The 23621-nt window shown below is 72.3% G+C and carries 23 protein-coding genes; 15 read left to right on the plus strand and 8 right to left on the minus strand.

Features of this window, described 5'->3' with window-relative positions; genetic code table 11:
* Positions 1 to 94 precede the first annotated feature (94 nt).
* The 5 genes from ABEA62_RS09700 (at position 95) to ABEA62_RS09720 (ending at position 5337) form a co-directional block, all read left to right on the plus strand.
* Positions 95 to 352, plus strand: a complete 258-nt coding sequence (locus tag ABEA62_RS09700; protein WP_286214211.1) for a hypothetical protein — start codon at positions 95 to 97, stop codon at positions 350 to 352.
* Positions 353 to 397: 45 nt separating this feature from the next.
* The gene (locus ABEA62_RS09705; RefSeq protein ID WP_286214209.1) at positions 398 to 1225 is read left to right on the plus strand and encodes a phosphatase PAP2 family protein; all 828 of its coding nucleotides are present in this window, start codon (positions 398 to 400) and stop codon (positions 1223 to 1225) included.
* 354 nt (positions 1226 to 1579) lie between these two features.
* Positions 1580 to 2644 (plus strand): iron ABC transporter substrate-binding protein, encoded by a 1065-nt coding sequence (locus ABEA62_RS09710; protein ID WP_286214208.1) that lies wholly within the window; start codon positions 1580 to 1582, stop codon positions 2642 to 2644.
* A 3-nt stretch (positions 2645 to 2647) separates the two neighbouring features.
* Positions 2648 to 4249, plus strand: a complete 1602-nt coding sequence (locus ABEA62_RS09715) for an ABC transporter permease (RefSeq protein ID WP_286214207.1) — start codon at positions 2648 to 2650, stop codon at positions 4247 to 4249.
* Entirely contained in the window at positions 4246 to 5337 is a 1092-nt protein-coding gene (locus ABEA62_RS09720) for an ABC transporter ATP-binding protein (RefSeq protein WP_286214206.1), read from the plus strand. The genes ABEA62_RS09715 and ABEA62_RS09720 overlap by 4 nt, the downstream gene beginning before the upstream one ends.
* A gap of 503 nt (positions 5338 to 5840) precedes the next feature.
* Here ABEA62_RS09720 and acs read toward each other — a convergent pair.
* Positions 5841 to 7841, minus strand: a complete 2001-nt coding sequence (gene acs / locus ABEA62_RS09725) for an acetate--CoA ligase (protein ID WP_345379858.1) — start codon at positions 7839 to 7841, stop codon at positions 5841 to 5843.
* A 163-nt stretch (positions 7842 to 8004) separates the two neighbouring features.
* Between acs and ABEA62_RS09730 the strand changes: the two genes are divergently transcribed.
* Entirely contained in the window at positions 8005 to 8280 is a 276-nt protein-coding gene (locus ABEA62_RS09730; protein ID WP_286214203.1) for a hypothetical protein, read from the plus strand.
* A gap of 20 nt (positions 8281 to 8300) precedes the next feature.
* Here ABEA62_RS09730 and ABEA62_RS09735 read toward each other — a convergent pair whose 3' ends face one another.
* The 3 genes from ABEA62_RS09735 to ABEA62_RS09745 form a co-directional block, all read right to left on the minus strand.
* Entirely contained in the window at positions 8301 to 9260 is a 960-nt protein-coding gene (locus ABEA62_RS09735) for a hypothetical protein (RefSeq protein WP_286214202.1), read from the minus strand.
* Between the two features lie 147 nt (positions 9261 to 9407).
* On the minus strand, positions 9408 to 9572 hold the full coding sequence (locus ABEA62_RS09740) for a hypothetical protein (RefSeq protein ID WP_286214201.1): 165 nt from the start codon (positions 9570 to 9572) through the stop codon (positions 9408 to 9410).
* Positions 9573 to 9666: 94 nt separating this feature from the next.
* Positions 9667 to 10464, minus strand: a complete 798-nt coding sequence (locus ABEA62_RS09745; RefSeq protein ID WP_286214200.1) for an HAD family hydrolase — start codon at positions 10462 to 10464, stop codon at positions 9667 to 9669.
* 144 nt (positions 10465 to 10608) lie between these two features.
* Here ABEA62_RS09745 and ABEA62_RS09750 point away from each other — a divergent pair, with 144 nt between their 5' ends.
* Together ABEA62_RS09750 and ABEA62_RS09755 are read left to right on the plus strand one after the other, a co-directional pair.
* Positions 10609 to 11676 (plus strand): TadA family conjugal transfer-associated ATPase, encoded by a 1068-nt coding sequence (locus ABEA62_RS09750; RefSeq protein WP_286216741.1) that lies wholly within the window; start codon positions 10609 to 10611, stop codon positions 11674 to 11676.
* A complete protein-coding gene (locus tag ABEA62_RS09755; RefSeq protein ID WP_345379862.1) occupies positions 11673 to 12527 on the plus strand; it encodes a type II secretion system F family protein in 855 nt (284 codons plus the stop codon). The genes ABEA62_RS09750 and ABEA62_RS09755 overlap by 4 nt, the downstream gene beginning before the upstream one ends.
* A gap of 45 nt (positions 12528 to 12572) precedes the next feature.
* Here the strand turns inward: ABEA62_RS09755 and ABEA62_RS09760 are convergent, their stop codons facing one another.
* Positions 12573 to 13400, minus strand: a complete 828-nt coding sequence (locus tag ABEA62_RS09760; RefSeq protein WP_286214197.1) for an Rv1352/Rv1906c domain-containing protein — start codon at positions 13398 to 13400, stop codon at positions 12573 to 12575.
* Positions 13401 to 13530: 130 nt separating this feature from the next.
* On the opposite strand from ABEA62_RS09760, the gene ABEA62_RS09765 reads away from it, so the two are divergent.
* From ABEA62_RS09765 to ABEA62_RS09775, 3 genes are read left to right on the plus strand one after another with little or no spacing between them, the layout of a single operon-like run.
* Positions 13531 to 13689, plus strand: coding sequence for a DUF4244 domain-containing protein (locus ABEA62_RS09765; protein ID WP_286214196.1), 159 nt, complete (start codon positions 13531 to 13533; stop codon positions 13687 to 13689).
* A gap of 23 nt (positions 13690 to 13712) precedes the next feature.
* A complete protein-coding gene (locus ABEA62_RS09770) occupies positions 13713 to 14021 on the plus strand; it encodes a TadE family type IV pilus minor pilin (protein ID WP_345379865.1) in 309 nt (102 codons plus the stop codon).
* Between the two features lie 2 nt (positions 14022 to 14023).
* A complete protein-coding gene (locus ABEA62_RS09775; protein WP_345379867.1) occupies positions 14024 to 14599 on the plus strand; it encodes a hypothetical protein in 576 nt (191 codons plus the stop codon).
* Between the two features lie 35 nt (positions 14600 to 14634).
* On the opposite strand, the gene ABEA62_RS09780 is transcribed toward ABEA62_RS09775, so the two are convergent.
* A complete protein-coding gene (locus tag ABEA62_RS09780) occupies positions 14635 to 16401 on the minus strand; it encodes a hypothetical protein (protein ID WP_286214193.1) in 1767 nt (588 codons plus the stop codon).
* A gap of 1 nt (position 16402) precedes the next feature.
* On the minus strand, positions 16403 to 16948 hold the full coding sequence (locus ABEA62_RS09785; RefSeq protein WP_286214192.1) for a sigma-70 family RNA polymerase sigma factor: 546 nt from the start codon (positions 16946 to 16948) through the stop codon (positions 16403 to 16405).
* A 183-nt stretch (positions 16949 to 17131) separates the two neighbouring features.
* Between ABEA62_RS09785 and ABEA62_RS09790 the strand changes: the two genes are divergently transcribed.
* The 4 genes from ABEA62_RS09790 (at position 17132) to ABEA62_RS09805 (ending at position 22727) form a co-directional block, all read left to right on the plus strand.
* Positions 17132 to 19489 carry a sodium-translocating pyrophosphatase gene (locus ABEA62_RS09790; protein ID WP_286214191.1) on the plus strand — a complete coding sequence of 786 codons (2358 nt, stop codon included), beginning with the start codon at positions 17132 to 17134 and terminating at the stop codon, positions 19487 to 19489.
* A 123-nt stretch (positions 19490 to 19612) separates the two neighbouring features.
* Entirely contained in the window at positions 19613 to 20035 is a 423-nt protein-coding gene (locus ABEA62_RS09795; RefSeq protein ID WP_286214190.1) for a hypothetical protein, read from the plus strand.
* 94 nt (positions 20036 to 20129) lie between these two features.
* Complete coding sequence (locus tag ABEA62_RS09800) at positions 20130 to 21689, plus strand: DUF7059 domain-containing protein (protein WP_345379871.1); 1560 nt, start codon at positions 20130 to 20132, stop codon at positions 21687 to 21689.
* A 312-nt stretch (positions 21690 to 22001) separates the two neighbouring features.
* Positions 22002 to 22727, plus strand: coding sequence for an anaerobic ribonucleoside-triphosphate reductase activating protein (locus ABEA62_RS09805; RefSeq protein ID WP_286214189.1), 726 nt, complete (start codon positions 22002 to 22004; stop codon positions 22725 to 22727).
* 26 nt (positions 22728 to 22753) lie between these two features.
* Here the strand turns inward: ABEA62_RS09805 and ABEA62_RS09810 are convergent, their stop codons facing one another.
* Complete coding sequence (locus ABEA62_RS09810) at positions 22754 to 23605, minus strand: inositol monophosphatase family protein (RefSeq protein WP_286214188.1); 852 nt, start codon at positions 23603 to 23605, stop codon at positions 22754 to 22756.
* Positions 23606 to 23621: the final 16 nt, after the last annotated feature.

Consider the following 23621-nt stretch of genomic DNA (forward strand, 5'->3'; position numbering starts at 1 on the left):
GCTTGCATGCGCGCACCCCTGGTGCCAGCCCCGTCCGCACTCCCTCGCGCGGGAGACGCCGGGTTCCGGTGGGCATGCGGCACCGGGATTCGAGATGATCGAAGGGTGGGCGTGGACGATGCCCGGCTCGCCTTCGCCCCGCCGCTCGGGGCCGCGCGGCGCGGCCCCCGGAAGGGACCGTCATGACCGCCACCCCGCGATCGAGACCGTGGGCCTCACCGAGCACTTCGGGAACGTGATCGGGGTCGAGGACGTGTCGCTGCGCATCGAGCCGGGAGAGGGCGCCGACCCCGAACAACGCGCCGGCCTCGTCGCGCGCAGCGACGTCGGGCGTGGCGGGATCCGTCGTTAGGCGGTGCACGGCGCGATTGTCGCATCCGCGTTTAGGGTGGACCGCATGACCAGCCCCCGCCTGCGACCGTCCGAAGCCGTCCTCGCCCTGTGGCCCGCCGTGGTGCTCATCCTGCTGGGTGCCGGCGGATTCGCGCTCCTGCTCGAGAGCGTGAACGAGGGCGAGTACCTGTCCGCGTTCGACCAGCCGCTGGTCGAGTGGCTCGCGGACAACCGCACGGACACGCTCACCACGGTGCTGACGTTTGTGACCAACATGTTCGGTTCCCTGGTGTTGCCGATCATCGTCGCCGTGATCGCGCTCGTGTGGTGGCGCGTCACCAAGTCCTGGTGGCATCCCGCCCTGCTCGTGGGCGCGATGCTGCTGTCGACGGGGCTGTCCAACCTGCTCAAGCACCTCATCAGCCGCGACCGCCCCGACGCGACGCTCATGGTGGTCCCCGGCTACGAGACCACGTACTCGTTCCCCTCGGGGCATACGATCGGCGCGACCACCCTCGTGTTGGTGGTGAGCTACCTGCTGTGGCACGACGACGCGCAGGCCTCGTGGCGCCTCTCCCTGTGGTCGGCCGCCTCGGTCCTCATCATCGCGACGGTCGCCTTCAGCCGCATGTACCTGGGTTTCCACTTCCTGACCGATGTCCTGGCCGGCGCATGCGTCGCGGTCGTCGTGCTCGGGGTGGTCGTGGGGGCGGAGCGTTGGCATGACCTCGCCCTCGAACACCGTGACCCACCGGCACGGTCGACGCCGCTCGCACGCACCTCGGGTGACGCGGTGGGCACGTACGAGGAGGACCTCGCCGCCCGATGGGATGAGGACGACGACGATGCGCCAGCGTCGCGCGAGGAAGACGAGGGAGCCCGGAGCCAGTAGCGGCTCGCACGGGCGGTGGTGGGCGTCGGTGCCGAGAACCGTCAGGGCCCAGAAACACAGGTGCCCCGGGCGGGCGGCCGCGCTGGGGGGCACCGCGGCCGCCCCCTCCCGGGGACGTCTGTGAGCGTTCAAGGCCGGTAGTCCAGCCCGTCGCCGTTGATCAGTGTAGGGGGTCAGCCGCGGCTCGGCAACGGTTGAGGCGGCACGGCGTGGCGCAATCTTCATCATGCCTGGTGGCACCGGGTGTCGGTACTGCGGACTGTGACCGCTCACCCAAATACGTGACTGGCGCGTCGCGAAAATCGCGGCTACGCTCCCCGCGTACCCCACCTCCCCTTACCCCTCGGAGAACTCATGGCTCACGTCCGCACGCTCGGCGCAATCGCGCTCCTCGCCACCGTCACCCTGACCGCCTGCGCGGGCGGCGACGAGTCCGGCGACGCGACCCCGAGCGGCTCGACTACCGCGGCACCGACGGCGGAGGCCGACGGCACGCTGACGCTCTACTCGGGACGCGAGGAGGAGCTCATCCAGCCGTTGCTCGACCAGTTCACCTCGGAGACCGGCATCGAGGTCGAGGTCCGCTACGCCGGCACCACCGAGCTCGCCGCGCTGCTCCAGGAGGAGGGCGACGCGACTCCGGCCGACGTCTTCCTGTCGCAGGACGCCGGTGCGCTCGGCGCCGTCTCCAAGGCGGGCCTGTTCACGACCCTCCCCGCCGAAATCGCCGACACCGTCGCGGCCGGCTTCACGTCCACCGATGCGTCGTGGGTGGGCGTCACGGGCCGCGCCCGTGTGCTCGCGTACGACAGCGAGGCGCTGACCGCGGACGAGGTGCCGAGCTCGGTGCTCGACCTGGCTGAGCCCGAGTGGGCGGGCAAGGTGGGCATCGCGCCGTCCAACGCCTCCTTCCAGTCCTTCGTGACGGCACTTCGCGTGCTTGAGGGCGAGGACGTCGCGCGCGAATGGCTCGAGGGACTGGTCGCGGGCGGCGCGCAGATCTACCCCAAGAACACCGCGATCCTCGAGGCGGTGCAGGCCGGTGAGATCCAGATCGGCCTCATCAACCACTACTACTGGTTCCGCGCGCTCGCGGAGCAGGGCGAGGGCGCGATGCGCGCGCAGCTGTCCTTCCCCGAGGCCGGCGACGCCGGGTCGATCGTCAACGTGACCGGAGCGGGCCTGCTTTCCGGCGCCGCGAACGACGCCGACGCTCTCGAGTTCATCGAGTACCTCGTCTCCGACGCCGGCCAGCAGTACTTCGTGGACCAGACCTTCGAGTACCCGCTCGCGGGTGACGTCACGGCACCCGAGGGCCTGCCCGCCCTCGACACCCTCACCAACCCCGAGCTTGACCTGTCCGACCTCGACACCCTGGGCGAGACCACCGCGCTCCTCACGGAGACGGGTCTGCTCTAACCCGTGTCCCGCCAGGCGACGCTGCGCACGGGGGTCGGGCCGCGACGGCCCGGCCCCCGTGCGCGCGCGTCCGTCGCGCGGGCGGTGCTCACGGCATCGGCCACGGTGGCCGCGGGACTCGCGGCAATCCCCCTGGTGTACCTGCTCATCAGGGTGCTGGGTGCGGATGCCGATGCCGTGCTGGCCGCGCTGGTGCGTCCACGCACCCTGGAGTTGGCCGTGTCGACGGTGGGCCTCACCGCGGCGGTCGCGGCGGCATGCCTGGTCGTGGGCGTCGCGACCGCGTGGCTGCTGAGCGCGACGGACCTTCGCGGACGTCGCGCCTGGGTGGTCGTCACGACGCTGCCGCTCGCGGTGCCGTCCTACGTCGCGGCATTCGGCTGGGTCGCGCTCACCCCCGTTCGCGGGTTCTGGGGTGCGTTCCTGGTGCTCACCGTCTGCAACGTGCCGCTCGTCACGCTGCCCACGCTCGCAGCCCTGCGGCTGTCCAATCCCGCGCACGAGGACGTCGCGCGCACCCTGGGCCGCAGCCGCGCTCGCGCGTTCCTCGAGGCGACCTGGCAGCAGATCCGGCCCGCCGCTCTCGCGGGCACGCTTCTTGTGGCGCTGTACGTTCTCAGCGACTTCGGCGCGGTCGCGCTCATGCGCTTCGAGGCCTTCACGTGGGCGATTCACTCGGCGTACACGAGCCAGTTCGACCGCACGCTCGCCGCCGCGCTGTCCACGGTGCTGGCCGCGATGGGTATCGCCCTCGTGTGGGCGGAGCGCCGGCTGCGCGGCGCTCACGCCCGGCATGGGTCGTCGGTCGCGTCGCGTGCGCCGCGCACTCCCGTGGTCCTGGGCCGATGGAGGGTCCCGGTGCTGCTCGCCCTCGCCACCGTGCCGGTGGGTGCCGTCGCGGTTCCGGGCTTTGCGCTCGGGAGGTACCTGCTCGGGCGCGCGGGAACCGCGACGAGCGTGGACGGTGCGGACCTGGTCGGCGACGCCGCCACGACGGTGGGCTTCGCCGCGGGTGGCGCTCTCGTGGCGCTCGCGCTCGCGCTGCCGATCGGCCTGCTCGCGTCCCGCTACCGCTCGCGCGTCTCGGCCGCCCTCGAGTCCGCGAGCTATGTCGGACTCGCGCTGCCGGGCATCGTGGTGGGCCTGTCGCTCGTGTTCTTCTCGCTCGCGGTGGTCCCCGCGCTGTACCAGACCGCGTGGATGCTCGCCTTCGCGTACGGCGTCCTCTTCCTGCCCAAGGCTGTGGGGGCCGTGCGCGCGAGCGTCGACCAGGTCGAGCCCGGCCTCGAGGACGTCGCGCGCTCGCTCGGCTCGACGCGGGCCGCGGTGTGGTCCAGGGTGACGGCAAGGATCGCCTGGCCGGGGATCGGGGCGGGCGTGCTCTTGGTCGCGCTCACCGCGATGAAGGAACTGCCCGCGACGCTGCTGCTGCGCCCCACGGGCACGGATACGCTGGCGACGTCCCTGTGGCGACTCACCGAGAGCGCGGCCTACGGCGCCGCCGCACCCTACGCGCTCGTCCTGGTCGCGGTCGCCGCGGGACCGGCCGTGCTCCTCACCAGGGACGCGGTAGCCACGGTCAGGGAGAGGGGCGAGGCGGCGTGAGCGAGCTGCAGGTGCGCAAGGTGGTCGCCGCGTACGACGGCGCGCCCGTGCTCCACGGGGTTTCGTTCACCGTCCCATCGGGCGCCTTCGCCGCCGTGTTGGGGCCCTCGGGCTCCGGAAAGTCGACCCTACTGCGGACCATCGCGGGGCTGCATGCACCGCTCGAGGGCGCGATCGTCGTGGGCGGGCGGGTCCTCACCGGACCCCGGGTGGCGATGCCGCCCGAGCGCAGGAGGATCGGCATCGTCCCTCAGGACGCGGCGCTGTTCCCACACCTCGACGTGCGCGCCAACGTTGCGTTCGGCCTGCCGCGCGCGCAGCGCGGCGGTGCCCGGCCCGACGAGCTCTTGGAGATGGTGGGGCTCGCTGACCTCGCCCACCGCATGCCGGGTGAACTGAGCGGCGGGCAGCGTCACCGCGTCGCGCTCGCTCGCGCGCTTGCGCCCGAGCCCGACGTGATCCTGCTCGACGAGCCGTTCTCCGCGCTCGACGCGTCCCTGCGTGCCGAGGTCCGCGCCCAGATCCGTCAGGTGTTGCGGCGCGCGCGCACCACTGCGGTACTCGTCACTCACGATCAGGACGAGGCGTTGTCGATGGCTGACATCGTCGCGGTGCTCGACCAGGGACGGCTCGTGCAGGTGGGTCCGCCCGAGGAGATCTACCAAGAGCCTCGTTCGCGCTGGCTCGCGCAGTTCGTGGGCGGAGCCGTGGTGCTTCCGGGCGCGTGGCGGGGCGATGCGGTCGAGTGTGCGCTGGGCGACGTGCCCGCGCACCTGGGAGCAGGGGAGGTCGCCCGCGAGGGTGACGCCGTCGAGCTCGCAATCAGGCCCGAGCACCTCACGCTCGCGCCCGTGGGGGAGGGCCTGGGCGGCGTCGCGGATGCCAGCGTGGATGCCGGGGCCGATGCCGGGACCGTCGCGCTCGTGCGCCACGTCGCCTACTTCGGCCACGACGCCGTGGTCACCCTGGACCTGCCGGGCCTCGACGAGCCCATCGAGGCTCGCGTGCTGGGCGTCCACCACATCCGGCCCGATGCCGAGGTGCGGGTGTCCGTCACCCGGCCGGGCATCGCCTTCGCGGCGCGCTAGTCTCGCGCCTCGCCCGCCCCTCCCACCTCGCCTCGCCTCGCCCCGCCCCACCCTGCCCCGAAGCCCGCGGCTCCGCCACACGGTTGCCCCGGGCATCGGCCCTCGCCCCGCCCCGAAGCCCGCGGCTCCGCCACACACCTGCGCCCGACATCGGCCCTCGCCCTTTCCGAAGCCCGCGGCTGCGCCACACAGTTGCCCCGGGCATCAGCCCTCAGCGGTCCCCGTGAGAGCGACACGCCGGTGACACGCCGATGCTCGTGTGGCGGAGCCGTGATTCCGTGTGGCGGAGCCGCGGCTGCGCCACACAGTTGCCCCGGGCATCCGCCCTCGCCCTTTTCGAAGCCCACGGCTGCGCCACACGGTTGCCCCGGGCATCGGCCCTCAGCGGCTCGTACGCGCGCGACACGCCGGCGACACGCCGATGCTCGTGTGGTGGAGCCGTGATTCCGTGTGGCGGAGCCGCGCTGGGTGCGGGGAGTGCGGGGGGAGCAAGCGGGCCCAGGTCAGTCTCCCGCGCCCCCCTCGAGCCCCGAGCGGATCGCGTCCATGACGGACGAGTCCGCGAGGGTCGTGACGTCACCCACCTCACGGTGCTCCGCGACGTCGCGCAGCAGTCGCCTCATGATCTTGCCCGAGCGCGTCTTGGGGAGCTCCGCGACCACCAGGATGGTGCGCGGCTTCGCGAGCGCCCCGATCTGCCTGCGGACGTGCTCGCGCAACGCGGACGCGACCTCGTCGCCGTCGGCGGGGATGCCGTCGGCGTCGGAGCGCACGATCACGAAGGCGACCACCGCCTGACCCGTGACCTCGTCCGCCGCTCCCACGACCGCCGCCTCCGCGACCCACGGGTGTGCGACCAGCGCGTGCTCGATCTCGGTCGTGGTGAGGCGATGGCCCGAGACGTTCATGACGTCGTCGACCCTGCCCAGCAGCCACAGGTCGCCGTCGACGTCCTTCTTCGCGCCGTCGCCGGCGAAGTACAGCCCGTCGAAGTGATTCCAGTACGTGGAGACGTAGCGGTGGCGGTTGCCCCAGATGCCGCGCAGCATCGAGGGCCACGGCTCGGTGACCACGAGGTAGCCGCCCTCGCCGTTCGCGACCGGACGCCCGGCATCGTCGACCACGTCGATGCTGATGCCAGGCACGGGCGTCATCGCGCTGCCCGGCTTGGACGCCGTCACGCCTGGCAGGGGCGAGATCATGATCGCGCCGGTCTCGGTCTGCCACCACGTGTCGACCACGGGGCAGCGGTCGCCCCCGATCACGCGGCGGTACCACATCCACGCCTCCGGGTTGATGGGTTCGCCGACGCTGCCGAGCAGGCGCAGCGAGCTCAGGTCGTACTGGTTCGGAATCGTCTCGCCCCACTTCATGAACGTGCGGATCGCGGTGGGCGCGGTGTAGAGGATCGTGACCTTGTACTGCTCGACGATCTCCCACCAGCGGCCCTCGTGCGGGGAGTTGGGAGTGCCCTCGTAGAGGACCTGGGTCGCCCCGTTGGTCATGGGCCCATAGACGATGTATGAGTGGCCAGTGACCCATCCCACGTCCGCGGTGCACCAGTAGACGTCGGACTCGGGCTTGAGGTCGAACACGATCCTGTGGGTGTGCGCGACGCCGGTCAGGTAGCCGCCCGTCGAGTGGAAGAGCCCCTTCGGGGTGCCGGTGGTGCCGGACGTGTAGAGGATGAACAGCGGGTGCTCGGCCTCGACCCACGCGGGCTCGTGCTCGGCGCTCTGGTGATCGACGGCATCGTGCCACCAGACGTCTCTGCCCTCGACCCACGCGGTGTCCTGGCCGGTGCGACGCACCACCAGCACGTGCTCGACGGATTCGCACACGCCGGGGTGCGCCGAGCCCTCGCCGTGGCTCGCGAGGGCCTCGTCGACCAGGGGCTTGAGTGCGAGGTGCTGGCCCCGGCGGTTGCCGCCGTCCGCGGTGATGACCAGCTTGGCCTCGGCGTCGTCGATGCGCTGCCGCAGGCTCTCCGTGCTGAAGCCGCCGAACACGACCGAGTGGATCGCCCCGATCCTCGCGCACGCGAGCATCGCGACCACGGCCTCGGGGATCTGAGGCAGGTAGATCGCGACCCGGTCGCCCTTGGTGAGCCCCAGGCTCACGAGCGCATTGGCGGCCTGCTGGACGCGCACGTGCATGTCCGCGTACGTGAGCGTCTGGGTGTCCCCAGGCTCGCCCACGAAGTGGAACGCGACGCGATCCCCGCGGCCCTCGCGGACGTGCCGGTCGACGGCGTTGTCGCACGCGTTGAGGGTCCCGTCGTGGAACCACCGCGACACGGGAGCGTCGGACCAGTCGAGGATCTCGGTGAACGGGGTCTTCCATGACAGACGCAGCGCCGCCTCGCGCCAGTACTCGAGCCGGTCGACTCCGGCCTTCTTGTATTCATAGCTCGTGGCGTTCGCGTGGGCCGCAAAGGAGGCGGGCGGCTTGAAGGTGCGGCGCTCGGTGTGCAGGTTCTCGAGAGTATGGGCGACGTTGACCATGCGGGCCAGCCTAGGACCTTGGTCCCTGGCGCGGAACCCTTTGTTAGAAGGGCTGGTAGATCGCGGGGTGGCGCGGCCGGGCGGCCGCGTGGGCGCCGCGCCGCGGGGGGACGATGCCCTGGTTGCGTTCGCCTTTCGCGCCGCCACGTGCGAGCCTGGGCCTATGTCAGCTCCCGAAGGTTACGACTACCGCACCCGCACCAACGGCGAGGTGCACATCTTCCATCACGGTCGGCTCGCGAAGATGCTTAAGGACGAGCCGGCGCAGGCGTTCCTCGCGGCCGTCAAGGATGGCGACGCGCAGTCCGTGATGGCGGAGGCGGCGGGCAGCAGCTCGCACAGCAGCGGCGTCCATGGCAACACCACCGGGCCCAGCGCTCACCTGCACGGCAACGGTGCCGCCCACGGTCAGAAGGAGTTCCGCCGCAAGAGCGGCTGAGCACCACGAGCGGCTGAGCGCTACTCGACCGTGAACTCGGCCGCGAGCGAGAACGCGACGGCCGGCGGGATATCGGCGATGTACTCGACGGGCACGTCGCGCGTGAGGATCTCGGCGAGCACGTCCGCGGGGACGTCGCAGTTGCGCGACAGCAGGTTGCCCTCGGCATCGGTCTGATCCGTGCAGTGCTCCTGCACTCGCGGGTCCTGGTACAGCGAGGTGTAGCCGATCGTGTACTGCAGACCCGCAAGCCCCGTGATGCCCTCCTCGGAGAGCACGCGCGCGATCGCGGCCGGCTCGCCCAGCACGATCGGCGACCACTGATACACCTTGTAGTCACCCGCGGGCAGGGTCTCGTGCGCGGCGTTGAAGGCCTCGGTCTCGGCCTGCTTCGCGGCGATCTCCTCGGGCGTCGCGGTGCCCCAGTCGAAGCCGTCCCAGATCGCGGCGAGCTCGGCGGCCACGTCGCACAGCGTCGCGCCCGTGAACTCGACGTTGTTCTGCGTGAGGGTCGTCTCTCCCGGCGACGCGACAAAGTACTCGGGCACGAACTCGGCGCCCCACTCGGGGGTGACCACGACATCGTCCCTGGTCACGATGATCGCGCCCTCATTCGCGAGGAAGCCGAGCCCCGCGGTGGGCGTCGTGTAGCCCGGTACCACGGTCACCGTGTCGACGCCGGCGACCTGGCGCAGCGAGGCGTCGACCGCGGGCAGGACGCCGTTCGCCTCGGACGAGGGCGGGGTCCACTCGGCCCCGCATTCCGGAGGGCTGAAGAGGTCCGCGACGGACGCGTTGACATCCGCGACGCGGAACGCGAGTTCGACGGTCTCGCCGCTCGGCTGCGCGGACTCCGACACCGTGGGCTGCGCGACCGGGGCCTCCTGCGAGGAGCGCCACGCCTTGACCCCGAACCAGCCGGCCGCGGCCGAGCCGATCGCGATCGTGAGGGCGGCGAGCGTGAGCAGGATCTTGCGCATTGATGTCCTCGGGAAGGGGTGGCTCAGCCCTCCGTCATCGCGAGGGGGCTGTGCCGAGGATACGTCATCGAGAAGGGCCCGACGGAGCGGCTCGCCCGTACCAGGGGTGCCCCATTTGTGGGGTCTTGTGCGGCCGTCCGGCGCGGGTTAGGACGATGCCGCAGGGGAGGGGCTGGTCGAGGTCGAGGGGCCCTCGGTGCCGGTCGAATTCGCGGCGTCGCCGCCGCTGAATTCGTCCCACACCCAGCCCGCTCCGAAGCCGAGTGCGAGGCCGAGCACGCCGACGAGCGCGGCGATGATCGCCTTGTTCATGGTGAGTCCCTCGTTCCGCCCGGTGCCCTAGCCCGGAGGTTTCCGGCTATCCACTGTACTGCAGGCGTGCGGCCGGGTGCCGGGCGGGGGCTCGTCAGGCCTCGCGGTCGCGGCGCGCGAGCACCGCAAGGGCCCACACGCCCACGACGGCTCCCACCGCGATCGCGGCGACGATCGCGGGCCGGGTGGCGTTGCTCGACCGCAGACCCACGGGTCGCTTGAACGTGAGGACGCCCCAGCCGTGGCGATGAGCCGCGCGGCGCATCGTGCGGTCCGGGTTGACCGCGAAGCCGTGGCCGACGGCGTCGAGCATCGGGGCATCCGTGATCGAGTCGGAGTAGGCGTACGAGGCGCGCAGGTCGTAGCCGCGCGCGGCGGCGAGCTCGCGGATCGCGGCCTCCTTCGCCGGGCCATACGCGTAGAACGAGATCTCGCCCGTGAAGCGACCGTCCTCGACCTCCATGCGGGAGGCGACCACGGCATCGGCTCCCAGCAGTTCCGCGATCGGCTCGACCACCTGCGCCGCCGACGCGCTGACAATCACGACGTCGCGGCCGTTGGCCTGATGACGGCGGATGAGGTCGAGCGCCTCTTGATAGACGATCGGGTCGATGTGCTCGTGGAGGGTTTCGGCGACGATCGCGTCGACGTGCGCGACGTCCCAGCCCGCGATGAGCTCGGAGAGCGCGTCGCGCAGTCGCGTGGTCTGGCGCTCGTCCGCGCCTCCCACCTCGAAGAGGAACTGCGCGAACGCGGTGCGCAGCGCCTTGGTGCGCGTGATGAGTCCGCCCTCGTAGAACGAGCGCGAGAACGCCATCGACGAGGACCTCGCGATGATGGTCTTGTCGAGGTCGAAGAAGGCCGCGCTGCGCCGCGGTCCGAAGGCGTCCATGCGGACCAGCCTAACGGGGAGCTATGACGGTGCGGCGGGCGCGGGCGCGGCCGATGCCCACGGGTCTTCCGAGGGACGGTGTCCTCCACGGTCGAGGGCCTCGTCGTGGCGTGGGCTCGGGCGGAGTGCGACGGTCGAACGGTGATGCCCGACCCCGAGACAGCGCGCACCGAGACAGCCGGCGCAGAGACAGCCGGCGCAGAGACAGCCGCCTCGCGTCCCGACCCCGCGGGCCGGCTCGCTCCGCTGCTCGCGATGCCGGGCGTGACGGACGTGCTCGTCAACGCCCCTGATCGCGTGTGGGTGGACAGGGGCAGAGGCCTCGAGCGCGCGCCGGTGATGCTCGGCGGGCCGGAGGAGGTGCGCGCGCTCGCGGTCGCGCTCGCGGCGAGCGCGGGCAGGCGGCTCGACGACGCCGAGCCCACGGTCGACGCCCGGCTCCCCGATGGCACGCGGCTCCACGCCGTGCTGCCGCCCATCGCCGAGTCGTGCGCGGCGATCTCGCTTCGTCGCGTGCGCGCGTCGCCGCTGTCGATGCGCGACCTCGTGACCCGCGGGACGCTCACGACCGACACCGCGGACCTGCTGTCCGGGCTGGTGGCGGCCCGCGTGCCGATCCTCATCTCGGGCGGGACGGGTGCGGGCAAGACCACGCTGCTCGCGTCGCTGTTGTCGCTCGCCGACCCCGGCGAACGCATCCTGCTCATCGAGGAGGCGGGCGAGATCGTCACCGCCCATCCGCATGTGGTGAGGCTGGTCGAGCGGCGTCCGAACGTCGAGGGGGCGGGGGGCGTGGGACTTGCGCGACTTGTGAGGGAGGCGCTGCGCATGAGGCCCGATCGGATCGTGCTGGGGGAGTGCCGGGGCGCGGAGCTGCGGGAGGTCCTGGCCGCCGCGAACACGGGCCACCGCGGCTCGCTCACGACGGTGCACGCGAACTCCGCGCAGGCCATTCCCGCGCGGCTCGAGGCGCTGGGCCTGCTCGCGGGGCTCACCCCCGCCCAGCTGGCGGCACAGGCGCGCGCGGCCTTCGCGGTGGTGGTTCACGTCGAGCGCGCCCCGCAGGGTCGGCGCGTGACCGAGATGGGCGTGGTCGAGGCCGACCGTGACGAGCTGCGCGTGGTGACGGGCGTGGAGGCGGCCGGGGTGGGGGTGCGTTACGGACCCGCGTGGCCCGCGCTGCGCGCCATGGCGACACGGAGCGCGGCGTGAGAGAGGGTTGGGACGAGTCGCTGCCGCGCGTCGTGGGCCTGCTGCGCGCGGGCCTGCCCGCCGAGGAGGCGTGGCGGCGCGCGGGCGTGACCCCTCCCGAGTCGCCCGCGACGGCGATTGACCGGGCGGTCGCGGCGGCCGGACACCTCGCGCGGCGGACCGGTGCGCCCCTCGCCGCCATGCTGCTCACGCTCGCGCGCACCGCGGCCGACGAACGCGAGGCGCAGGCGCTGCGCGAGGCCGCCCTCGCCGGCCCGCGGCTCAGCGCGCGCGTGCTGCTGTGGTTGCCCTTGGTCGGTATCGCTCTGGGGGCGCTCGTGGACGTGCGGACGCTTCGGGTGCTCGCGTTGACGCCCGTGGGCTGGGTGCTGGTCGCGCTAGGCGCGGTGCTGACGTGGGCCGGGCGGGCGTGGACGCGGCGCATCGTCGAGGGGGCGGCGGCTGCCGGGGGTGGGGCCGATGCCGTGGTCACCGGCGCCGCCCTGGTGGCGGCCGCTCTCGGGGCGGGGTCCACGGTGGCAGACGCGCTACGCGAGGTGGGTCAGGCGCTAGATGAGCCGGGTCTCGAGGCGCTGGCGACTCGGGGCGCGGCGGTCGATCCCGCGTGGCTCCCGGTCGCTCGCGCGCTCGCGCCGGCGATCGATGCCGGGGCAAGTCCTGCGGCCTCGCTCGAGGCCGTATCCGTCTCCGCCGCGCGGCGGGTCCGCACTGACGCCGCGATCGCCGCGGGGGAGATGGGAGTAAGGGTCGCGCTTCCCCTCACGCTGTGCCTCCTGCCCGCGTTCCTTGCGGTGGGCCTGGCGCCGTTGCTCGTGGCAGTGATGGGCGGAGCGTTCGCAGGCGTGCCCTAGGTGCCGTGCCCGTGCCGCCAGAGGGGGAGAACGACTCTCGAGGCGTCAGCCCGCAGGAGGCGGACTCGCCACGGCGACGCCTCCCGCACCTTCGCCGGGGGCCGCATCGCCGATGCGCGTCCACCCACCGCAGCCATCGGAGCGGAACTGTTGACCGGTCTCGATGACTGTCTCGAGATCGTCCTTGTTGGCGATCCTCATATCGAGGATCTCTGCCTCCCAGTCGCGCCAGTGGGAGTCGATCTCCCACGCACACCATGCATCGGGATCATCGGGATTGCCGTAGGAGTGTGCGCGCCACCTGCCAGGCGCAAGGTCCTCGCCCACGAGCCAGATGCCGTCGCCAATCTCCGTGGGCGCTGCATCAGGTGCCGTGAAGAGCGCGTCCTCATCGACCCGCGACCACCGTCCACAGCGCTTGGAGGAGAACTCCTGGCCCTCGGCGATGGTCATGGTGGGGCGTCCCGCGTCGTTCTCTCCTACGGAAAGCACTCCCTCAAAGCCGCTGGAACCGCCCTCGCGCAGTCCCCACACACAGGAGTGGTCAAAGAGGAGTCCGCGGCTGCCGTCGGGTTCGATCGTCAGCGGATCGGTGCGATACGTCCCCGGCGAGATATCGACGCCCGCGACGACCGTGAGCGCCTCCAGCCCCGGGTCGGCACCCGTCACGACGAAGTCGTCAAACTCGACAGCGAGACCGCTGACAGGGTCGACGGCCGCGGGGCGTGCTGCCGCCTGACGGGGAGATTCCTCGGGGGCTGCTGTCGGCAGGCGCGTCTGACCTCCGTCGAGAGTCGAGGGATCCCCACCGCATCCCGTCAGGGCGACCACGGCCACCGCACTTATCGCTATCGTCACGCGCCCCACCAGCATGGGCACACGGTAGCGCGTGATGTCCCCAACCCCCGCGCAAGATGCGCCCATGCACGGAACCGTGTGGGGGCCTGGCCGGGCCCTGCCTCGCCAGGGAGCGTGGAGGGACCGGAGAGAAAGGGAGAAGGGCATGGAACACCGCTACGACGACGAGGGGATGGCGACCGTCGAGTACGCACTCGTCACGGTGGCCGCGGCGGGCTTTGCGGGCCTGTTGGTGGTCATCCTCAAGTCGACCGAGGTGCGCGAGCTGCTGCTCGACATCCTCCGCGGCGCGCTCGGCGGTTGAGCGTGTCACGGGACCGTGGATCCGTGGCGGTCGAGCTCGCGCTCGCGTTGCCCGCCGTGGTCCTGCTGCTGGCCGCCATGTTGGCGGGCGTGCGGGTCGCGGCCGTGGGGACAGCGCTCCCCGCGGCCGCGGTCGCGGGCGCACGGGCGGGTGCCATCGCGGGGGATGACGCCGCCTTGGCGGCCGCGTCCCGCGTCGCGGGGGCGGGGGCGCGCGTGGGGGTCGACCGCGGTGGGGGGTGGGTCGACGTCACGGTGACGCTCGACCTGGGCTGGCCGTGGGGAGAGCGCGTCGCGCGGGCGTCGCTCCCGCTCGAGCCGGGTGTGGGGTGACGATGCGTGCGGCGCAACGTGGCCGGGCGCGGCACGGCCGGGCGCGGCAGGACGATGCCGGGGCGGGCACGGTGCTCGCGCTCGGCGTCGCCGCGGTGGTGATGGTCGCGGTGATCACGGTCGCGACCATGGCGGGTCTGGTCGTGAGGCAGGCGGCGGCGCAGGGCGCCGCGGACGGGGCCGCACTCGCGGGAGCGATCGAGGCGCGTGCGCGGCAGGCCCGTGCCGAGCCGGCGAGCCCGGCGCAGGTGTGTGCGGTGGCCGCGGAGGCGGCGGCGCGCGCGGGTGGCATCCTGCACGGCTGCCACGTGAGCATGGACGGCGACGTGACCGTGTCGGTCGCGCGGGACGGGAGGGAGGCGGCGGCCCGCGCTGGAAGGTTGTCGGCGGCGGCCCGAGCTGAGGGGATTCGGACCGCCGCCGACGTCATTCCTGAAAGCGGACGGCTGAGGGATCGTGCCGCTGTCAGGAAATCCAGCGCGGCGCCTCGCGGCGCCTATGCCCCGATTCAATACGGGGCCAGACACCTATGCCACCACCTCGACGGCCATTTCGTGGCCTTCAGGCGCGAAATGTGACAGATTCCACAGCCTCACATCGCCGTGCGAGGGGTCTAGCTGACCCGAATCTCGCCCAGCGCGGTCCACACCTGGAAGTCGACCGCGTCGTACGACTCGGGTGCCGGAAGGATCGCCGCATCGCTACCGCTCGCCTCACGGTCGAGCCCACTGCCCAGGTCCACGGGCGCATCCCCGAGCGAGCCGGCGGAGCCGTCCGTGAACGCGCCGTCGGCGGGAGAGGGCTCCGTGAAGTCCTCACGGGGAAGCGCCTGGGGCACGTCCTCCATGATCACCATGCCTCCGCCCACGGACAGGTAGTGCATCGCGAGCAGCGTGTAGGTGCCGGGCGTGACCTCAGCCTGACCCGACTCTCCCCAGCATCCGCTGACGTCGCGCCACAGGTACGTGCCGCCCACCGAATCGCCCGCGGCGAGTCTGGTCTCGGGAGCGGGGAAGCTGGTCATCGCGGCATCGCCCGACGCCATCGCCGCTGCGTCAGCCTCGGCCTGCGCGGCCATGTCGCCGCGGCCCATGTCGGGGTCGACGGGATAGCCCTCGGCCACCACGCGGCCGTCGCGCACCAGCACCAGCTGCACCGAGTCGCGACCCCAGAAGTCGGTGAGGTCCCACTCGGAGGTGTTGGTGACGCGCGCGGTCAGCTCGGGGTTGCCCTCGACGATCCATCCGTAGCTCACGTCGATCGCGGACGGCGCGTCGACCTCGACACCCAACAGGTCCATGACGGAGGACTCGGCGGGGAAGGTCCCGTCGCCCTCGAATCCGCATCCGTACCAGGCGGACCCCAGTTCGCCGCGCGAGTCGCTCGACACCAGCCAGCGCTGCGAGCCGGGAGCCATGTCCCAGGCGCCCGTGAGCCCGGCGAGGTACATGTCGCGAGCCATCAGCGGGTTGAGCGCGCCGTCGGGGAGCTCGGCGACGGGCGGCTGCGGGTCGACCGGGCTCGGCTCGACAGGTGCGCCCAGGTAGGCGCCGAAGGGGTCCTCGACGGGATCGCCCGCGACCGCGAATCCGACGGCGGGTGCCACGACGCGTGCGCCGCCACCCGACGCGATCCCGGAACCGGCGGATCCGGCCCCCGTCGACTCCTCCGTGGGCGTCGCGCTCGGCTCGACCGGCTCGACCGGCTCGGTCGCGACCGCCCACAGCTCCTCGGTCACCACCAGCTCGTACTTGCCTGCCGGGAGGGCCGCACCGTCCCAGCAGTTGACCAACGGCACGGTGAGGCTGGTGGTCGTCTCCTCGCCTGCCGCGAACTCGAGCGTGGTCGGCTCGGCCGCCACGGCATCGTCGCCCGATCCCCCGAGCGTGCCCACGACGAGCCCGTCCCAGAGGATCACCCCGTCGAGGCCGAAGGTCTCGAAGGTGCCATCGCCGAGAGCGACGGTCGTGACGGTCGCCTCGACCGACTCCCCGGACACCTCGTCCGCAGCGAGCGAGGTCGCGAGCGTCACCGGCCCCGCGATCTCGGGCATCGCGGGCAGCGGCTCTCCGCACATCCCCCACGCGAGCGAGGAGCCCGCGGCGCTGCCCGCGGCGTCCTCAGCGGAGGACGTCATCGCCCCCTCGCGCCCGCCGGCACCGCCGGACTCGGGCGCGTCGAGTGCGACGGTGCCGGCCCCCGGGCCGACCACGCCCACCGCGAACACGGCGACCATGCCCGCGCCCAGGACGCCGCTCGCGCCGGCGCGCAGCCCGCGCTGGGCCGACACGCGTCGGCGGGCACGCCCGGCGTCGACCGCGAGGCCGTCGAGGGGAGCGCGGTCCGCGGCGCCACGCAGCGCATCGGAGAGCTTGACCATGTCAGTCGCCTTTCGTCTGCCGACGCATCACGTCGGCGGTTTCGTCACCACGCGCGTCCTCGACCGGGCCGAGCAGCAGCTCGAGCCGGCCGAGACCATCGTGGAGATACCTCTTCACTGAGCCGGGCGCGAGGCCCAGGTGCTGCGCGATCGCAGGCACCGTGAGGTCGTCGAAGTAGCGCAACACCACGCAGGCCCGCTCGCGCGGGGTCAGCGTGGACAGCGCCTCGATCACGTCCGCTCCCGCCTCGACGCCCGCGAGCGGGTCGGGACCGGACTCGGCGGGCCGGAACAGGTGAGACACGCGGCGCCATCGCTGCTCGCGCCGGTAGCCGTCGACGTACACCGTGGTGATCGCCCGGCGGACGTAGGCCTCCGCCTTGAGCGACGTCAGCCCCGGCCGCGGACGCGAGAACGTGCGCACGAGCGCGTCCTGCACGAGGTCCTGAGCGACCACGCGGTCGCCGCACACCAGGTACGCGTAGCCGAGCAGCGCGCGCTCGCGATCCCTCACGAGCTGCGCCATCACGTCGCGCCAGTCGCTCATGCCCCGCCCCTTCGCCGTGGTCCCGCCCGTGCCGTCTTCCCGGTCCTGCAGTGTCGACGCTTGGCCCGGGTGAAACGTTGGGGCGTCACCCGGCCCCGCCCGAGCATCGTCCCCTAGAGTGGCCTGGTACCCCTTGCGGGCGCGACAACGAGGTCGTGCCGGGGAGGACGTCGAGGAGGACGTATGCACGCGACCCGTGCCGCCGTAGAGGTCACCTCCGGCAGCCTGACCATCGTCGTGGTGATCGGACTGATCGCCGCCGCCGCGCTGCTCGCCTCGTGGCTGCTGCGCGCCCAGGTGCTCAAGGCACCGGCGGGCACCGAGAAGATGAATGAGATCGCGACCGCGGTCCAGGAGGGCGCGAGCGCATACCTCAGCCGCCAGTTCCGTACCCTCGCGCTCTTCGCCGCCGTGGTGTTCGCGCTGCTCTTCCTCCTGCCGGGCGACACCGGCGTGCGCGTGGGGCGGTCGATGTTCTTCCTGCTCGGTGCGGGATGCTCGGCGACCATCGGCTACATGGGCATGTGGCTCGCGGTGCGCGCGAACGTGCGCGTCGCGTCCGCCTCGACGCGCGCCGGAGGGCGCACCGAGGGTGCGCGCATCGCGTTCCGCACCGGCGGCGCGGTGGGCATGTCCGTGGTGGGCATGGGCCTGGGTGGCGCGGCGGCCGTGGTCTTCCTGTATCGGGACGATGCCGCGGCCGTGCTGGAGGGATTCGGCTTCGGGGCCGCGCTGCTCGCGATGTTCATGAGGGTGGGCGGCGGCATCTTCACCAAGGCGGCCGACGTGGGGGCGGACCTGGTGGGCAAGGTCGAGCAGCACATCCCCGAGGACGATCCGCGCAACGCCGCGACCATCGCGGACAACGTGGGCGACAACGTGGGCGACTGCGCCGGAATGGCGGCGGACCTCTTCGAGTCCTACGCCGTGACGCTCGTGGCCGCGCTCATCCTGGGCAAGGCGGCGTTCGGCGAGCAGGGGCTGGTGTTCCCGCTGATCGTGACCGCGATCGGCGCTCTCGTGGCGGGGCTCGGCGTGCTCATCACGCGCATCCGCGGCGCCGAGCCCGGCCTCGCGGCCATCAATCGCGGCTTCTATACGTCGGCCGCGGTGGGCGCGGTGCTCGCCGCGATCGCGTCCTTCGTCTACCTGCCGTCGACCTTCGCGGGCCTCACCGGGGGATCGCTCGTGGGGGAGGACGGCGACCCGCGCATCGTCGCGACGCTCGCCGTGTTCGTCGGGATCGGCCTCGCGGGGCTGATCCTGTGGCTCACCGGCTACTTCACCGACACCGCCTCGCGCCCCACCAAGCGCGTGGCACGGTCCTCGCTGACGGGAGCGGCCACCGTGGTGCTGTCCGGGATCGGCGTGGGCCTCGAGTCCGCGGTCTACACCGCGACGGTCATCGCGGGGGCGATCGTGGTGCTGTTCACGATCGCGGGAGGGTCCGTGCCGCTCGCGCTGTTCCTCGTGGCGCTCGCGGGCTGCGGACTGCTCACTACCGTGGGCGTGATCGTCGCGATGGACACATTCGGGCCGGTGTCCGACAACGCCCAGGGCATCGCGGAGATGTCCGGAGAGGTCGACGAGGAGGCCGCGCAGACGCTGACCGACCTCGACGCCGTGGGCAACACGACTAAGGCCATCACCAAGGGCATCGCCATCGCGACCGCGGTGCTCGCGGCGACGGCCCTGTTCGGCAGCTATTCCGACGCCGTCACCCAGGCCTTGTCGGACGCCGCGGCGACCGCGGCATCGTTCTCCTACGAGATCATCCACCCGCTCACGCTCGTGGGACTGATCATCGGCGGCGCGACGGTGTTCCTGTTCTCGGGCCTCGCGATCGACGCGGTCACGCGCGCGGCGGGCGCGATCGTGTTCGAGGTGCGGCGCCAGTTCCGCGAGATGCCGGGGATCATGACCGGCGCGCAGCGGCCGGAGTACGGGCGGGTGGTCGACATCTGCACGCGCGACTCGCTGCGCGAGCTCGCCACTCCCGGGCTGCTCGCGGCAATGGCGCCGATCTTCGTGGGCTTCGCGCTGGGCATCGGGGCGCTCGCGGGATTCCTCGCTGGGGCGATCGGCACGGGCGTGCTCATGGCGGTGTTCCTGGCGAACTCGGGTGGCTCGTGGGACAACGCGAAGAAGATCATCGAGGACGGCCACTATGGCGGCAAGAACTCGCCCGCGCACGAGGCCACGGTGATTGGCGACACGATCGGTGACCCGTTCAAGGACACCGCGGGGCCCGCGATCAATCCGCTTATCAAGGTGATGAACCTGGTCGCGCTGCTCATCGCGCCAGCCGTCGTGATGCTGTCCTACGGCGACGATGCGAACGCTTGGCTGCGCGCGTTGGTGGCAGGGGTCGCGGGGCTGGTCGCGGTGGGCGCCGTGGTCGCGGCGTCGCGTCGCGCGCATCAGGGCGGGATCGCGAGCGAGGCCGATGCCGCGGCGGCCGAGGAGGCCGGGCGCGTCGCACGGGGTGAGTCCCGGGACGCGGCGCACGACGCTCCCGTGGGCGGGGCTGGCGAGGGCTGACGGGCCGACGAGGGATAGCCCGCGCGGCGACTCACCTCTCTCGCTTCGTGCATAGGATTTTGCGATTCTCGAGCCCGAATGGGCCTTAGCGCATCGGATTTTGCGACGCGTTAGTCTCGAGCCATGCATCGCTGGGCGCTCTGGGGCATCGTCCTTGGCGCCCTCGTGGTGTGGGCCGGGCTTGTCTCGCTTCTAGCCGAGAGTGTCCCGACCTGGGTGTGGTGGCTGCTCTTCTGGGTTCCGTTGCTCGCGCTCCCGGGCACGGTGCGCCGATTCGTGGGGCCCGACGCCGAGAGGACATCGCCAGGGCGCGAGCCTGGGTCCTCCCAGATCGCCGTGATCTCATGGCGGCCGCGCGCGATCGAGGTCGTGAAGGCGATCCGCGAGGAGCAGGAGAGTCCGTCGGCAACCATCCTCCTCGAGGCGATGCGGCGGGCAGAGTCGCTGACGGTCTTCTCCGGCCTCTCTCGCGACTCCGCGCGCGACGTCGCGGCCGTGCTCGAGGCCCGGGGTGCGACCGTGGCGATCGAAGACGCGGAGTCCTGAGTGTCCCGAACGGTGGGCGGGGGCGGGAAGGGCGCCACGGGCCGCGCGCTGCTCACCTCGGAGCGACTCGGCTGAGCCGCGCTAGCCTCGAGCCGTGACACCGCGACTCGTCCCCACCCTCACGCCCGCCTCCGCCGGCGCCCTGCGCGCGGCCCTCGAGGGCTGGACCGTCGACTCGGTCGAGGCGGTGATCGGCGAGCGCGCCGCGCGTGCCTTCGCGCGCGAACAGGTGCTGCCCGCGCGCCTCGCGGCCAGGGCATCGTCCCTCCCGGCGGCCGTCCTCACCCGGCTCTTTCTGCTGGGCGACGCGGTCACGCGCGCCGAGCTCGATCGCACCCTGCCGGGCGTGGGCACCGCGGGAGCGGTCGAGGCCGGCCTGATCGAGACGGCGGGCGAGGGAAGGGACGATGCCGTGCGCGCCCTGGTCGACCTGCGCCCCTACGCGGCGGTCGGGGCCGGGGGAGAGGCACGCTGGTGGGTCGCGTCGGATCGCGGCGAGGCCGTGACCGGCGCGCGGCTGCGCGAGGATCACGTGCTCGGGATCGGCGGCGCGTCCCTCACGCTCGCGGGGATGACGATGCGCACGCCGGTGGGCCGCGTGCTGGACCTGGGGACGGGGTGCGGGGTGCAGGCGTTGCATGCCTCGCTACACGCGCGTGAGGTGGTCGCGACCGACGTGTCGCGCCGCGCGCTGGCCTTCGCCGCGTTCAACCAGGCCCTCAACGCCGAGGCGCTCGGCGCCGCCGCGCTCGACACCCCGTGGGACCTGCGCGAGGGGTCGATGCTCGACCCCGTCGAGGGGGAGCAGTTCGACCTGGTGGTGTCGAACCCGCCGTTCGTCATCACGCCCCCCGGGGCGCCCGCCTTCGAGTATCGCGCTGGCGGCGAGGCGGGCGACGGGATCGTGGCGGGGCTCGTGTCGCGCGTGGGGAGCGTGCTGGCGCCGGGAGGCGTCGCTCAGCTGCTGGGCAACTGGGAGGTGCGCGGCGAGGACTGGTCGGAGGGGCTGGAGGCGTGGCTCGATGCCTCCGCCGCGGCCGGTCGACCGCTCGACGCGTGGGTCATCGAGCGCGACAGGCTGGACGCTGCGGAGTATGCCGAGACGTGGCTGCGGGACGCCGGCGTGATCCCCGAGCGCGGGCGCGCCGAGTTCGAGGCCGCCTACCGGGCCTACCTCGAGGACTTCGACGCGCGCGGCGTGCGCTCGGTGGGTTTCGGTATGGTGCTGCTGCGCCGGCCCGTGTCGGGGACGCCGACCCTGCGCAGGCTTGAGCAGCACGAGGGAGCGCTGCAGGAGCCCTTTGGCGCCTACCTCGTGGACGCCCTTGCCGCTCACGACCGCGTCGCGGCCATGAGTGACGGGGACGTGCTCGCGACCGCATGGACCGCGGCGCCCGACGTCACCCGCGAGTCCTACGGCCCGGTCCTGCAGGCCGACCCCAGTCACCTGTTGCTGCGCCAGGGCGCGGGGCTGGGGCGCTCGGTGTCGATGGACACCGCGCTCGCGGGATTCGTGGGCGCGTGCGACGGGGACCTCACCGCGGGGCAGATCGCGCACGCGCTCGCGGCACTGCTGGACGTCGAGTCCGACCGCATGGTCGCGGGACTGGTGCCCGCGATTCGCGAGCTGGTCAAGGACGGCTTTCTCGCGTAGTTCGGCCCCATTTTGCCGGGCCTTGGTCAGGCCCTGACGGAGGCCTCACCAGACTCGGGACCCTGGTCCGGGACCGTGGTCCCGGGGTGCGACGTAGCGTGGAGAACGTGACATCGACGTTCGCAGCCGGCCCCGGAGAACCCGGGGTCTTTGACCGCCACGGTGGGTCCTGCGATGCGGTCTCAACCTTCACCCCTCTCGACGCACGGGCGCCTCGCGTCCGGGCGTTCGCCATGCCCGTAGGAGCGGGCGACACCCGAGGGCGGCACGCGGCGATCCCGCACACGCCGTCCGCCACAGGAGGCACACCCCATGTCCACCACTGAGCTCGACCTCACCGCAGTCCCCGGCATCGCCGCACACGCGCTCTCGATTGCCGCCTTCACCCCGTCGGGGTGCTTCGACTGGCCCGGCCGCATCGCCGCGACCGTCACGCTCCAGGGCTGCCCGTGGAAGTGCGCGTACTGCTCGAACCCCGAGGGGCACGACCCCGCCGCTCCGGGCCGTCTCGCGTGGTCCGAGGTGCGCGACCAGCTCGAGGCGCACCGGGGCACGGTCGAGGCCGTGGTGTTCGGCGGCGGAGAGCCCGCGCGTCAGGACGGGCTGGTCGCCGCGGTGCGCGAGGCGCGCTCCCTCGGATACGCGGTGGGACTGCACACGATGGGCGCGCACCCCGGGCGCCTTGCCTCGGTGCTGCCCGAACTCGACTGGGTGAGCTTCGACCTCAAGGGCACGCCCGAGATGTACACGCGCATCACGGGCGAGGACACCGCGGGTTACCAGGCCTGGGCGTCACTCGAACTGATCCAGCACTCGGGCGTGGACTATGAGGTGAGCTTCACGGTCGACCCGACGGTGCACACGCGCGAGGACGTCTTCGCGACGGTGCGTCACGCGATTCGTGGAGGCTTCCACGCGCCCGTGCTCGAGGGGCCGCGCGCCCGCCGTGCGTCTCGGGAGTACCGCGCGGCGCTCGGCGGACGTGGACTCTACGACGTCATCGCGCACGACGACCTTCCAGACCTCGCGCGTCGCTGAGCTCCCTCAGACCTCCCTTCGCGTTCTCAGACGCCCAGGTGGCGTGCGAGCACCTCGCGCACCGACTCCCATCGGTCCGTGCGCGCCGCGAGCAGTGGTGCGCCGCTCTCGATTGCGGGCCGGTAGCCGCTGCCATCGATGCGTCCCACGGTGAAGCCTGCCTCGGCCGCAATCGCCGCGCCAGGGACGTGATCCCAGGGCTTGGCGCGCGTGTAGAGGAGATAGCCCACCTCCTGCGTCACCAGGTCCGCGTAGTCGAATCCGGCGCACATGCGCAGGTCCACGTAGCCGCCCAGTTCCGCCTCGGCTCCCAGCAGCCCGTCCCGCACCGAGTCCACCGCGTACTTCACCGACACCGCACCCCGGGGGTGGCCCTCCAAGGCCGCCCTGGCATCGTCCCCGCGCGAGCGCTCAACGGCCGCCGCGAGCGACTCGCCGTCGAGTGACGCCCCGACCCCGCGCAGTCCCTCGAACATGCGTCCCTGTTCGGGCTGGTAGATCCACCCGCCCACGGGCTCGCCGCCCTCGACGAGGCCCACCATCACCGCATACGTGTCGGAGCCCGCCACGAAGTTCGCGGTGCCATCGACAGGGTCCACGGTCCACGCGGCCTCGCCGGTACTCAGCACCTCCGTGACGCTCGGGTCGAGGGACGATGCCTCCTCACCGACCACGGGCACGTCCAGGATCGCGCGGAGGAGGGGAGTGAGGGCACGCTCGGCCTCGATGTCGGCCTCGGTGACGTAGTCGCCCGGCCCCTTGAGGCGAATGTCGCCCTCCGCGAGGGCACGGAATCGGGGGCGGATCTCGGCATCGGCGACGGCGCGCATCGCGTCGCCGACGGCCGCGCGGGCGGTGGCGTCGAGGAGGGGCTCCATGCGCCCATCGTTCCAT

This window comes from Demequina sediminis, assembly GCF_039545075.1.
In the GTDB taxonomy this organism is placed as follows: domain Bacteria; phylum Actinomycetota; class Actinomycetes; order Actinomycetales; family Demequinaceae; genus Demequina; species Demequina sediminis.